This is a genomic window from candidate division WOR-3 bacterium (assembly GCA_016867815.1).
Classification (GTDB): domain Bacteria; phylum Hydrothermota; class Tepidihabitantia; order Tepidihabitantales; family Tepidihabitantaceae; genus UBA2258.
The window spans coordinates 16,957-29,341 of record VGIR01000007.1 but is presented as its reverse complement, the minus strand read 5'-3'; the positions used below and the strand labels follow the sequence as shown (position 1 = coordinate 29,341).

Genomic DNA, 12,385 nt, shown 5'->3' with positions numbered 1-12,385 from the left:
CGAGGGCCGCAGCCGTTGTCCGGTTCGGCAGGAGGTATCATCAGAAGTTGTGGAAAAAGAGAGAGCGGTGTCTACGATTCCATGTGATTGTTATGACGGGTTTTAGCCCGAGAGAGGAGACACCGCTACGATGTCAGACTATCAGAAAGAGCAGGAAGCCGTAAGAAGAAGGCAGGAGCGACGTGAGAGGCGATCGGAGCGCCGGATGCGGCGCGTGATGAAGCAGGAGGCAGCCTGTCTCTTGGACAAGGTTGCGCTCACCGGAGCCCGGGAGAAGATCCAAGATACACTGGAGGCGGAGCGGGATGAGTTTCTTGCGCGCGAGCCATATGTGCGTGCCGGTAGAGCCAAGCTGCGGGGGTATCGAAACGGGTACGCGAAGCCACGGCAGGTACACCTGAGCGGCGGCAGCGTCGAAGTCGAGGCACCGCGGGTGAGCGAGGACGGCGGTGACTTCAGGTCCGGCCTCTTGGCGCCCTATCAGCGGACCAGTCCGAAGGTGCTGGAGACATTACCGCAGCTCTATCTCTACGGTATCTCGACCGGTGACTTTGAGGCAGCGCTGGAGTGTCTGTTGGGAGTCGGCGCAGCATTGAGTCCGGCAACGATCTCGCGGCTGAAGGAGAAGTGGGCCGAGGAATACGAGGCCTGGCGGAAACGGCCGCTTTTCTCACACTACGCCTACATCTGGGCCGATGGCATCTACATCAAGGTGGGCCGTAACAAAGAGAAGCTGGCGCTGCTCGTAGTGATGGGTGCAGACGTGGACGGTCGGAAGCAGCTTCTAACTTTGATCGCCGGGCAGCGGGAGAGTGAGGATCAATGGTTGGAAGTGCTACACGACCTCAAAGAGCGGGGTGTGACTTGGGTCGGGCTGGCAGTAGCGGATGGGATAGCCGGATTCTGGAGTGCTCTGGTCCAGGCTTTCCCGGCCACGCGGCGGCAGCGTTGCTGGGTGCACATGATGCGGAACATCCTGGACAAGCTGCCCAAGTCGAAGCAGAGCCAGGCGCGCAAATCACTCCAGCGCATCTACGGTGCGGTGACGAGAGCCGAGGCTCTGGCACGCATAGCTCGCTTCGCCGAGAGCTACAAGGCCTATCCGCCGGCAGTGAGGTGTCTAGTTGAGAACCAGGACGACCTGTTGGGATACTTCGACTTCCCCAAAGAGCACTGGCGGCACCTGAGGACGACGAATCCGGTCGAGTCGCCGTTCTCAGCGGTCAAGAGCCGGGTGAAGCGGGCGAAGCGGATGATGCAGCACTGGTCGGCCTTGGGGCTCGTGTTCAAACTGATGCAGGACCAGCAGACACGCTGGCACCGATTGAATGCGCCGGAACTGGTCGCGGCGGTGGTGGCCGGTGCCAGGTACCGCAATGGCCTTCAAGTGAAAGCAGCAGCATGACCCCAAGACACCGCTCAGCTATTTCCACAACATTTGACAGGACCTCGACGTCAGAAGTCAGAAGACAGAGCGGAGAAGGCAGAAGTCCGGAAGTTGGACGAACTGCACGAACGCTGGCGTTGACCTGTGACCTGATGGTTCGGTCTGAAAGCGGGTGGGGTTCTGCTGCCGGACCCCGCCCGCTATCGTTTCTCCAAACGCCTCTCCTCGGTGAGGAGAGGGAGAGAAACGAGTCAAGGAGGAGAGGGGAGAGGCACGACGATGAGGAGGCAGGAGCATGGAGCATGGCAGCAAACCAGAACGCCGGGCGAGCCGTCTGACATAGTATCCTTTCGCATAACTATCAAAGTGAAAGAACCTTTACCTGCCAGTTTCGTCGCTATCCTGTAAGGAGGAATCCGTGTCGGTACTGCGCTGTTTCCTGTCCATCGTCGGTGCCTCGCTGTTCGCCGCCGTGGTCGGCGGGCTGTTCGGTTCAGCGGTAGCCCTGGTAGCGCCCGAACTGGTCAGAAGCTGTGCCGCGCCTCCGGGCAGCGCTTCGCTCGTCCGCTGCGGCGCCGGGCTGGGTATGGTCGCCGGCCTGTTCATGGGCGCGGTGGCCATGGCCTTCTCGGTCTTGCTCTTCGCGGTGATCAAGCCGCGCGACCGCTGAGCAACTCGCCGCTGCGACCGGTTGCAGCCACCGGCTGCCGGACTCCTTTCGCTTCTTCTGACCTGACACTGAGCGGCACGCCGCCGGCCGTCAATCTCGGCTCCAGTGCTGCCCGACTGCTTGACTTAGGTTGTCGCACCGTTATAATCGGGCGTTGGCAGACGCTACTTTGAAGGAAATCGGGCCTGCGGCTGAGGAACGGGCGAGCTCCGACGCGGTCCTGCTGGCCGCGCTCGGGTACGTGCCACTCTTGTTCTTTCTGCCTTTGTTCGTCGGGACCAGGGAGCCGTTCGCACGGTTCCATGGCCGCCAGAGCCTGGTGCTCTTCGCCGCGGTCCTGGTCTTCAACATCGGTGTCGGGATAACCGACCTGGTTCTCGGCAGGATGCTGGGTGGCATGTTCTTGATCGGGCTCTTTTTCCGGGCCGTGGCCTGGCTGATTCACTATCCTGCCGGGTTGGTGGTAGCTCTTGCCTACGTGGCGGTTGTCATTGCCGGTATCGCGCAAGCCGCGACCGGTCAGTACTGGCGCATACCCGTAGTCGGCGTTTTCGCCGAGCGGCTCAGGTTGTGATGTTCCTTATAGAACCAATGCGAGGAGGCATGAATGGATGAAGCACCGAAGTCCGTGAGCACGCCGCCGGCTGGTGGCGATGAGGTTGAGAAGGCCAAGGGGACTGCCTGGTTGTCCTACGTCGGTATCCTGTGGCTGATACCGCTGCTGACGATGAAGGAGAACGAGTTTGCCAAGTTCCATGTGAAGCAGGGCATCGTGCTCACCATCTACGGAGTTGCCGTGGGCGTGGTCGGCGGAGCGATTCCGTTCCTCGGGTGGTTCATTGTCGCGCCGGTGGGTTCGATCATCGTGCTCGTGCTCGCGATTATGGGCCTCATCAACTCGCTCGGCGGCAAGTACTGGAAGTGCCCGCTGGGTGTTGCGCCCCTGGCCGAGAAGTGGTTTAAGTTCTAGGCTTATCGTCTGCCGTCGAGGAGAAGCGCCGCCTTCGGGCGGCGTTTCCTTTGCCTGCATCCGTCCACATTCTATTCACCCCTTCTTCCGATAATATGGATTATGTAAACTGCATGTGGAAAACCTCTGTAGGGCCGTATGAGGAACCGACGGGTTATGTCTGGGCTGCGGTCTTGTAGATTGAGGCGAGTATCTCCCCCGCCTTGGGCCAGAGGTAGTTCGCGCGGATGCGGTCACGCAGGGCGGAGTCCTTCTTTCGCTCGCGCGCCTGCTTGATCGAGTTGACGATGGATTCTTCCGAGCCCGGCTCCAGGTAGGTCGCGTGCTCGTCAAAGTACTCCCGGGTGCCGCCGTAGCGCGTGATGCAGACCTTGGCGCCGGCCAGACCGGCCTCGAGCGCGGCCAGGCCGGGAGTTTCATACAGGGACGGCAGGACAAAGGTGTCGCAGGCCGCGTAGGCCGACTCGAGCACCGGCGAGTCCGGTGCCAGCCCGGGGATGACCTTGATGTTCGGCGTCTCGGCAACCAGCTTCATGCACTGGTTGGCATAGCCGGTCTCAGAGACCGGGCCGATGAGCACGGTTGGGAGGCCCAGGGCTTTCACCGCCTTGAGCATGGGGAAGACGTTCTTGCGGGCCGGGCCGATGTGCCCGACGTAGAGGACGAAGTCCTTCAGGCCGTGCTCCTTGACGAACAGGTCAGGGGTGGCATTGGCGAACCTCTCCTCCACGCCATTGGGCAACTCGTGCATCTTGCTTGCCGGCACGCCGAACCCGCGGGCCAGCATCTCCATCTCATCCCTGGTGTCGGGCAGGACCAGCTCGGCCATGTCACAGAGTTCCTTGCAGAACATATGCTCGGTCCAGAACCCGCCTCGCTGTCTGACCTTGCCGGCAATGCCTACCGCGGTCGCCACCCGGGCCGGGTTGTGGCGCGAGTAGAAAACCGGCGTAACGATGAGCCTGATGCCCAGGCCGTGCATGGACCGGCCCAGATGGTAGGTGCCGACGTGCGAGCCGAACAGGTGGAAGTACGAGTAGTCCTTAAGACCGTATCGCTTCCACGGGTCGAACAGCTCGACCTCGATACCGAGCCTGCCCAGTTCTCGCGCGAGGGCGCGCATCTGGACCTCTACGCCTCCGCCGAGGACGGTTATCGCCGAGAAGGAGCCGAAGATTACTCTCAAAATGAAGCTCGAAGCACGAAGCGCGAATGACGAGTCAAGCTCTAAGCTCGAATGACCAATTCGGGCTTCTCCGCCATTCGGGTTTCAGTCGTCATTCGGGATTCGTCATTCGGATTTTACCTTGAGGGACTATAGCTCAGCCGCGATGCCCCTGCAAGTTCTTCCGCACCTGTCGATGCAGGCTCTTGGCTTGAAGCAGCAGACTGGGCTTGCGGGCCAGTAGGGCATTCGGGTCGAACGGGATGGGTTCAGGCATTGGTCGCCACTTGAGTTCAGAGAGGTTGTATTCGCTCGAAACGGCAGGCAAAGTGACGGAACGCTTATCCTGCTCCACGCCCACTGATATGTTGCTATAGTCTTTCCTGGTAGTGAGTTGCAGAGTCTTACCAGAAACGGTGGCGCCCCATTTGCAGCGCTCGCGCTCCTGCCACCAGCGCGCATACTCGGTCATGGTCGTCACCGAGCCGCAGCGCTTCTTTCCGTACTCGATGACGTCGGCCAGCAGGTCGCCGTACTGGGCGATTCGTTCCGGATGGTCATAGAGGAAGCATGGCTCCTGGCGCGCGGCCTGCAGGTCAATCACGGAACGGTAGTAGGCCGCCATCTGCTTCTCGCTGGCCCGGGCTGCAACCAGCCTGCCCAGACAGATGGGATGAACCGGCACCTGCAGGACCTGGCTGAGACGCTCGCCGACTACCGGTCGAAACGGCAGGTCGTCGTAGGCAAGGCAGAACTCGGAGGAATACTCGAAGCCGAGCGTCTCGAAGGCGCGGTTCAGGTTGGGGTTCCACTCGCCGAACGGGGCCACGACCCCAACCGGTGGAATGCCGGCAGCTGCCATCGCTTCTTTGCCCAGTCTGAAATTCTCAAGGTTGCGTTTGTAGTCAGGGTAGACGGTATGGCGCTGGCAGTGGAGCTGGATGTCGTGGCCCTGGCGCGCGAGGTCGGCGAACAGGTCGAGATGGGCTTTGTGCGCGCCCACGTTCACGAACCAGCTGAACTTCATGCCGACGCGCTCGGCGAGCCGGGCTACCGCCTCCAGGTCCCGGCGCGGGCCGAAGTCGGTGTCCACGCGGAACGCGAACGTGCTACCGGACCGGCCCGGAACCGATGCCAGGTGCACATAGGGAAGGCCCTTGCCTTCAAGCAGCAGCCTGAGGCAGTTGGCCACCAATCGCCGCACTTCTCCCCTGCTGCAGCTTGCCACTTTATCGAAGGGGAACCGCGGTGTTTTGGCCGGGAACTGCTTGACCCCGGAAGCGACGGCGGTCAGGACCTGGGTGACTTCGAACGGCAGCAGTACCAGATAGCCCTTTCCGGCAGGAGTCGCCTGAACTGCCTTGGGGCCGGAATCGGTGACGCCGACGTTCGCTTCCAGTAGAAGCGAGCCGGTCGTCTCGGTATCGACGATGCCGACGTTGCGGAACAAGGACGAATCGCCACCCGGCGCGATCCAGCGCAGGCGCGCGGACGTGGGCCTCAGTTCCTGCCACACCGCGGCCGCGCTCCGTCCGCCGGCAAGCAGCCTGCCACCGCTCTCTATGTGCTGCCAGAGCCGATGGGCGTGGAGTGCGCCCGGCTTCTCGTTCAGGATTATCACCTCCCGGCCGGCCAGGCGCGTACCAACGTCAAAGCTGATGCCCTCCTGCTTCAGGAGTTCCTGCCAGCAGAGGTTCTCGCTCCAGAGCGTTATCATACGTTTCTCGTCAGGCCGATATCCTCGGCCGTGACAGCACGCAGGACTATCAGCAGTACGGAGTATGCCAGGAGCCCATACCCGATGCAGGCGGAGAGGTTCATGCCGCGCAGGAAGTAGACGACGACGGCCATGCCTGCGGTCGCGGCCAGCGGCGCAAAGGTCCTGAGTCCCAGCCTGGGCCTGACCAGCCGGAGCAGGCCTCTACCCATGAGCAAGAGAAGGAATGCCTCGCCGGCCACAATCGCGAGCGCCGCGCCCATAGCGCCGGCGAGGGGAACCGCCACCAGATTGAGCACGACCGCAGCCACGACACCCTTCGCCGTGCTGCTGAAGAACTGGCGCTCGCTGCCCGCGGCCAGCAGTGTGGACCCGGCAAGGCTGTTGAGCATGCTGAGCGGCAGGAACCAGACGAGGATCCGGAGGACCGGAACAGCACCAGCGTACTCGACTGTGAAGACCGTCTGCAGGATCGGCCGAGCCAGGATGAACGCACCGGCGCAGAACGGGATACTGAGTGCGAGAATCATCCTGACCGCCGTGCCGATGAGTTCGGCCAGCCGGCCCGGCTGGTCTTTGACGAACCGCGAGACGACCGGAAAGAAGACGGTGTAGAAGACGCGGTCAAGGGTCATCAGAAAGAAGACCAACCGGTACGCGCTGCTGTATATCCCCGCCTGCTGGAAGGTGGCGATGAGGCCGAGCAGTATCAAGCCGAGGTTGACGTGCAGTTGGGTGAGGAGCGAGGATGCGCCGATCGGCCAGGCGGTCCTGAGTAGGTCGCGCCATCTGGTCGAGCCAAGTCGCAGCCGGGGCGGCCCGAAGTCCGCAACGAAGGCAGCGAGCAGAACCAGCCCGCCCAGCGCTGCCGCCGCTCCGAACGCTACCGGGACATGGAGTATGTTGCGGGAATGCCCGACCAGGACCACCACCAGCCCGAAGTAGGCGCAGTTCGTCACCACTCGGGAGACCGACACTATGCCCGTCTTCTCAGCCCCGATGAATACCCATTCGAGTATGGTGCTCTGGACAACCACGGCCCCGGCGTACAGCAGGACCAGCCACCTCACTGTTGCCGGCCGAGGCAGGACCAAAGCGACCAATACCATGACCGTGGCGGCGGCCAGTCCGAGGAGAAGCCGCAACGGCGCGAGGTCGCCGGCCAGACCCGCGGCAACCGTCCGATCCCGGGCGATCGAGCGAGTGCCGACCGTTATCAACCCGAGGTCAGTAAAGACAACGCCGTAGCTCATCATTGCGGCAGCAAAGCCGATCTGGCCGAACCCATCCAACCCGAGTCGGCGAGCCAGCACGGCAGTAGTCAGGAAACCGAGAATCCGCGACGCCGCTTCACCGGCAAGTAGGTAGCTAGCGTTCCGGAACGGGCTTCTCATTCCGCCAGTCTCGCGTAGAGGCCGAGCAGCGCCCGCTCGGCAATGCCCCAGTGATAGCGGGCGACGACTGCCCGCCTCCCGGCCTCTCCCCTGGCTCGACAGGCTTCCGGGTCGGAGAGAACTGAGGTCAGGGCGGCGGCGATCTCCTCCGGGGCGCGCGGGTCGACGAGCCAGCCGCAGTTCGCTTCCCGCACGGCCGGGGCGATCTCCGGGAATTCGCTCGCAATCACGGCGAGCCCGCTACCCATGAACTCGAAGAGCTTGTTCGGCTGGCCCGTGAAGTCGTTTCCCCGTTTCGGCTGGAACAGAATCAGTCCGGCAAGACAGGGACGGAGCGCCGCGAACATCGCCTGGTAGGACAAAGATCCCAGGTACTCCACGTTGGCCTCGATGCCGTGCGCGGAGGTGAACTGCCGAGCCCATGCCTGGATGTCGTCGCGGGGATCAAACTCGCCGATTACCCGCAGCCTGACAGCCGGAAACCGCCGGGCGACCGGCACCAGCGCCTGCAGCAGGCGGTCGAAACCCCGCGGCCGGCTGACGAGCCCGGTCCACGCCAACCAGGGCTCGCGGTCCGGCGCGGGTTCGGGTAGCAGGTCGAGCGGCGGGTAGTTCGGCACCAGCACCGGGGTGCAGCCCCGCCGGGCAAACCGCGCGGCGCGCGTAGCATTGGTCTCAACTACCGCGTCGGCGCTGCGACAGGCAGCTGATTCGTAGCGCGTCACCGCCAGCCAACCCAGCCAGCGAGTCGGCAGAGGTTTGTCCCTGCGGTCCAGCCACATCCGGGGAAACCACTCGCTCGATTCGTAGATGAGCTTTCTGCCGGCTCTGCGACGTTTGAGCGTGAACCCGGTTCGCAGCGTCCAGGGATCGAGACACTGGTAGATGTCGCAGGATTCCTGTTCCGCGGCTCGGGAGACGTCGGCGATCAACTGGCGCTTGGTCCTGCGGACCACACTGACGAGTTTCACGCCTGCTTCCGACTGCCATTCGTCCCGGGAGCCGATACCGACGATCCTCACATCATAGCCGGCCCGGGCTAGCGAGACCGCCTCACGGTCAAAGAACCGGCTGTATCTGACCGGGTGCGAGGTGGTCATGAGACAGACTCGCGTTGGTCTTCCGACCTGACTCAAGACGGCAGTTCTTCTGCTTGGGGCGGCGCAGCCTGAGGGGCCGGCTCCTCCGGCTTCACCGACGGTTTGAGCTGACCCAGCACGCGCAGGCTCTCCCGTGCCGTGTTGGTGTGGATGTCGGCGGTATCCTTCGGGTCAAGCGCATAACCGCCCGACGTTACCGTCGCCACCGGTATCCCACGCCTGTAACAGCTATCAATGACCAGCCGGTCACGGAGGGCCAGGCCGCGCTTGGTCAGCCGCAGGGCTCCCAGTTGGTCGTACTTGTAGGGGTCGGCGCCGGCCACGTAGACGACCAGTTCGGGCTTGTGTTGCGCGAGTATCTTCCCGACAACGCCCTGCAGTTGTGCGATGTAGGCTTCGTCGCCGGTCTCCTCATCCAGCCCAATATCCAGGTCGGACTTCTCTTTGACCGGGTAGAGGCGCTGCTGGTGAATGGAGAAGGTGAAGACGGTCGGGTCGCCCTGGAATATCCTGGCGGTACCATTGCCCTGGTGCAGGTCGCAATCGATGACCGCGGCCCTTTCTATCAGCTTCTGCTGTTGCATCTTGCGGATGCCGACCGCGATGTCGTTGATGTAGCAGAATCCCTCGCCGTGGTCGGCGAAGGCGTGGTGCCAGCCGCCGCCGATGTGCATCGCGACCTTCTCTTCGAGCGCGATCCGGCAGGCGGCGACGGTGCCGGCAGCGAACAACATGAAGCCGTGAACCACCTCGGCGGTCAGAGGCATCTCGGAGTGGACCGTCCGCGGACTCCAGCGCAGGTTCAGTAGATCATCGAGGTACTCCTTCGTGTGCACCAGTTGGACGTCCGCGAGATCCGGCTCCGGCGGCTCAACGAAGTCGTCGGGGACGGCCTGGTTGGTCGTCAACAGGTTCTCCCGAACCATGCCGTATCTCTCGGTCTGGAAGACGTGGGCGCCCAGGTCCAGCTTGTAGCGATCAGAGTAGACGAATCTCATCGGGGTCCTTTCGGTTCACGTTCGTGCCTCGAAATCGAGGCGCTGAATTATAGATTGTCCGCATCGGCTGTCAAACCGCATGGCGACGGTGCCGTTTCTCAAGCAGCGAAGCGAAGGCCTCGAGCCGCGTCAGGATTCCGGTCTCGCTGGAGTGTTCGTCCAGTGACAGCGGCAGGTAGGCGATACCGACGTCGCGCGCGGCCTTGGTCATGGTCGGCTGAACCACGGTACCGGGCATGCATCCGAACGGGTGTACGTGTATGACGCCGTCATAGCCCTGCTGAGCGGCCAGCAGCAGTTGGCCAACCGAGTTCTGATCCTCTCCCCCGACACAGTATCGCCAGTAAGGTTCGCTCAGGACGCGCATCTGCTGGACCTCTCCCTTGCCGATGCGGAACCCGTGAAATCCCAGCCAGCGGTGCGAGGTCAGGAAGGGCTCGACCTGCACGCCCATCTCTCCCATCCGGGAGATGACGTCGAAGTTGATGAATGGTTCGACGACGCAGAAACTCTCACCCACCAACTTGACTCTCGGGACCCGCGTCCTGCCGTTTCTCCCCAGGGCCGCGAACCTGCAACCGGCCGAGGTGCGGACGCGGACCATCTCCTCTGTGTTGCGTGCCGCCCGGACTTCTTCCAGCATCCGGTCCTGCAACTCACGGCACTTGCCCGGTTCCTTCGCATCCGGCATGACCTGCCGGAAACGACTTTCGACCTCGTCAACAGCAGTGGACTTCAACCACCCGACCCGGAAAGCGCGCAAGCTGTTGACCACCGCCGACGACAGCCGGCCCCCATTCAGCGCGCAGATTTCTCTGACGATGTCGGGAATCCGGTCGTGGCGCAACTCCAGCAGTCGGAACCGGTATCCCTCATCGCGCAGAATCTGAGCCTGGAGTCGGCCGTAGTAGCCGAAACGACACGACCAGGACCCGGTCACATAGGCAAGGACATCGGCGCCCGCCTCGAGGCTGCGGACCATGTTGCCGAGGGTGAGCTTGAAGGGAATACACATCATCTCCGGTGCCAGCCGGGCGCCAAGTTCGACCGTCTCCCGGGTCGGCTTGGGCGGCAACACCACATCGGCTCCCAGCACCTGCAGCAGTCCCTGCAGGGCTATCGGGGCCGTGCCCATGTAGGGGAAGGCAACCCTCATCGTCTTCTCAACCGCAGCAGGTCGACGAAAGACTCGACCCGGGTAGTCAGCCCGGCCTCGCCGGTATGCTCGTCCAACAACACCAGTATCGTCGGTACGCCGTGACGGTGCACCGCCTGGCGCTGAATCAACCCGTTCGTCACTGCGCCGGTTCCGCAGGCGAAACTCGCCACTAGCAACAGGCCGTCGACTCTCTCGACCTCCAGCAAACGGCGTGCGGCAGCGAGCAGCTCGAGCTCGTAGTACCAATTGATGGCTGTCTCGCGTTGGGACTCCTGCCTGACTTCGGCATCGGAGGGAAAGACCACCACTGGCAGTGCCCCGGCCTCGCGAACCTTGTCCAGTACGCCGAGGCCAATGCCGGAGTCGAACAGCAGGTAGGAATGGCCCACGACCCCGATCCTGACCACCGCTCTCCCAGCTTCGGCCTCCGGTCCGTCATACCTGTTGCTGTGTTCCGAGAACATATGCAGAGGCGACTTGTCGCCTCGCGTCCTTTGGTTTGCCGTGGCGGCCGCGGCCGCTGCACTCCTGCAGGCGCTGCGAACGTCGGCCCTGTTGTTCGTGCGCGACACCGCGGCACCATAGGCCTGCTCCTCGGTCACCTTCTGTGCGTCCAGAACCGGCTCGACAATCACGGGCAGCGAGTCAAACACGGCCCGGGTCAGATCGGGGAGCGCGATAGCCTTGGGACAGCCAAAGAACCAGTCGTTGGCGACCCGGGTGCAGACGATCCTCGGCAAGAAGAGTGCATCGACCTGGTCCTTGAGCTCCGCAACATGGCCGAGGAACGCTTTGGCAGGCAGACAGAGTTCGGAAGGCGACAAACGTACTCCCTGCTCGACCGCCGGCCGGCTGGTCACCGGCGAAAGCACCACCTCCCAGCCCAGCTCGGTGAGGAACGTTCGCCAGAAGGCAAAGTGGTGATACGCGTGCAGAGCGCGGCAGATACCAATTCTCTTGGCCAAGCAGAGATGATAGAGAACCCGACAACGGAATCAAACCGGGCGGCCGAACCTACCATTGACACGGACGGCCCTGCACCTACACTAGACCATGCGTCACTGCGCGCTCTTCCTGGCGTTCCTGCTCCTTGGGGGATGTCACCGCTCGCTTCGGTGCGGTGTGGTCGGAGCTTCTCAGTCGGTGACGCGGTTCACGGTTGCAGATGGACCGCCCGTGGACAGCGGACGCTATCCCGGGTCTCTGCAGATGCTCAGATCGGATCATCCGCTTGCGGTCAAGGCCAACAGTCTACGTGCCGATGCGGAATCCCACGAACAAGTCTTGCGCCGTTTGGTGCGGGACCGCATCTCCGTCAAATCCCCGCTTGAGTTTCAGTTCATGTATGCAGGTCACGATTCCACCAATCACCGACTCATCCTGCGCTACTTCTCGCGCGCCGCTGTTCAGGATGAGATCGCCGGATGGCAGGTTCAGCTTGTCTACTCGCTGCCGTCATTGCATCCGGAGCACGCCTACGTACAGGCCGTGCCGCTCGAGTAGGCGATAGCATCTCCCCCGTACCGTCAGCCTGCAGCTTGACTTCCCGGTCGGTGTCGGTTACGATTGCCGAGTTCGGGGCGTGGCGCAGTTGGCTAGCGCACCAGCTTGGGGTGCTGGGGGTCGCCCGTTCAAATCGGGTCGCCCCGACTTGAAGTCGAGGCCCTGCCGAGACTGGCAGGGCCTCTCTTCACGAAGCCAGGTGGCCCGGCACTTCGGCCTGGTGCCGCAGGACCGGTTGTGTCCCAGTTGACACATCACTCGACCAGCGTAACATCATTTGAGGTTTCGGACCGGCACCCAGCGGGAGCACCAGCAGCACGAC

At 62.8% G+C, this 12,385-nt stretch carries 12 protein-coding genes and 1 tRNA gene; 6 read left to right on the top strand and 7 right to left on the bottom strand.

What is annotated here, in order from left to right; all coding sequences use genetic code 11:
* The first annotated feature begins 130 nt into the window (after positions 1-130).
* From FJY68_02130 to FJY68_02115, 4 genes are all read left to right on the top strand, one after another.
* Positions 131-1,405, top strand: coding sequence for an IS256 family transposase (locus tag FJY68_02130; protein ID MBM3330634.1), 1,275 nt, complete (start codon positions 131-133; stop codon positions 1,403-1,405).
* A gap of 400 nt (positions 1,406-1,805) precedes the next feature.
* Positions 1,806-2,057 (top strand): hypothetical protein, encoded by a 252-nt coding sequence (locus tag FJY68_02125; GenBank protein MBM3330633.1) that lies wholly within the window; start codon positions 1,806-1,808, stop codon positions 2,055-2,057.
* A 154-nt stretch (positions 2,058-2,211) separates the two neighbouring features.
* Complete coding sequence (locus FJY68_02120; GenBank protein ID MBM3330632.1) at positions 2,212-2,631, top strand: hypothetical protein; 420 nt, start codon at positions 2,212-2,214, stop codon at positions 2,629-2,631.
* Between the two features lie 33 nt (positions 2,632-2,664).
* Positions 2,665-3,027, top strand: a complete 363-nt coding sequence (locus FJY68_02115) for a hypothetical protein (GenBank protein ID MBM3330631.1) — start codon at positions 2,665-2,667, stop codon at positions 3,025-3,027.
* 154 nt (positions 3,028-3,181) lie between these two features.
* Here FJY68_02115 and FJY68_02110 read toward each other — a convergent pair whose 3' ends face one another.
* The 7 genes from FJY68_02110 to FJY68_02080 all read right to left on the bottom strand — a co-directional run bounded on the left by FJY68_02110 (position 3,182) and on the right by FJY68_02080 (position 11,525).
* Complete coding sequence (locus FJY68_02110) at positions 3,182-4,213, bottom strand: glycosyltransferase family 4 protein (GenBank protein MBM3330630.1); 1,032 nt, start codon at positions 4,211-4,213, stop codon at positions 3,182-3,184.
* Positions 4,214-4,349: 136 nt separating this feature from the next.
* Positions 4,350-5,909 (bottom strand): hypothetical protein, encoded by a 1,560-nt coding sequence (locus FJY68_02105; protein MBM3330629.1) that lies wholly within the window; start codon positions 5,907-5,909, stop codon positions 4,350-4,352.
* Positions 5,906-7,303 (bottom strand): hypothetical protein, encoded by a 1,398-nt coding sequence (locus FJY68_02100; GenBank protein ID MBM3330628.1) that lies wholly within the window; start codon positions 7,301-7,303, stop codon positions 5,906-5,908. The genes FJY68_02105 and FJY68_02100 overlap by 4 nt, the downstream gene beginning before the upstream one ends.
* Entirely contained in the window at positions 7,300-8,403 is a 1,104-nt protein-coding gene (locus FJY68_02095; protein ID MBM3330627.1) for a glycosyltransferase family 4 protein, read from the bottom strand. Before FJY68_02095 ends, FJY68_02100 begins: the two co-directional genes overlap by 4 nt.
* Before the next feature lie 32 nt (positions 8,404-8,435).
* Positions 8,436-9,401: a histone deacetylase gene (locus FJY68_02090; protein MBM3330626.1), complete on the bottom strand. Its 966-nt coding sequence runs from the start codon at positions 9,399-9,401 to the stop codon at positions 8,436-8,438.
* A 70-nt stretch (positions 9,402-9,471) separates the two neighbouring features.
* Positions 9,472-10,557 (bottom strand): hypothetical protein, encoded by a 1,086-nt coding sequence (locus tag FJY68_02085; GenBank protein ID MBM3330625.1) that lies wholly within the window; start codon positions 10,555-10,557, stop codon positions 9,472-9,474.
* Positions 10,554-11,525 (bottom strand): hypothetical protein, encoded by a 972-nt coding sequence (locus FJY68_02080; GenBank protein MBM3330624.1) that lies wholly within the window; start codon positions 11,523-11,525, stop codon positions 10,554-10,556. The genes FJY68_02085 and FJY68_02080 overlap by 4 nt, the downstream gene beginning before the upstream one ends.
* 88 nt (positions 11,526-11,613) lie before the next feature.
* Here FJY68_02080 and FJY68_02075 point away from each other — a divergent pair, with 88 nt between their 5' ends.
* The gene (locus FJY68_02075) at positions 11,614-12,063 is read left to right on the top strand and encodes a hypothetical protein (GenBank protein MBM3330623.1); all 450 of its coding nucleotides are present in this window, start codon (positions 11,614-11,616) and stop codon (positions 12,061-12,063) included.
* 73 nt (positions 12,064-12,136) lie between these two features.
* Positions 12,137-12,210: transfer RNA gene (locus FJY68_02070), tRNA-Pro, on the top strand.
* Positions 12,211-12,385: the final 175 nt, after the last annotated feature.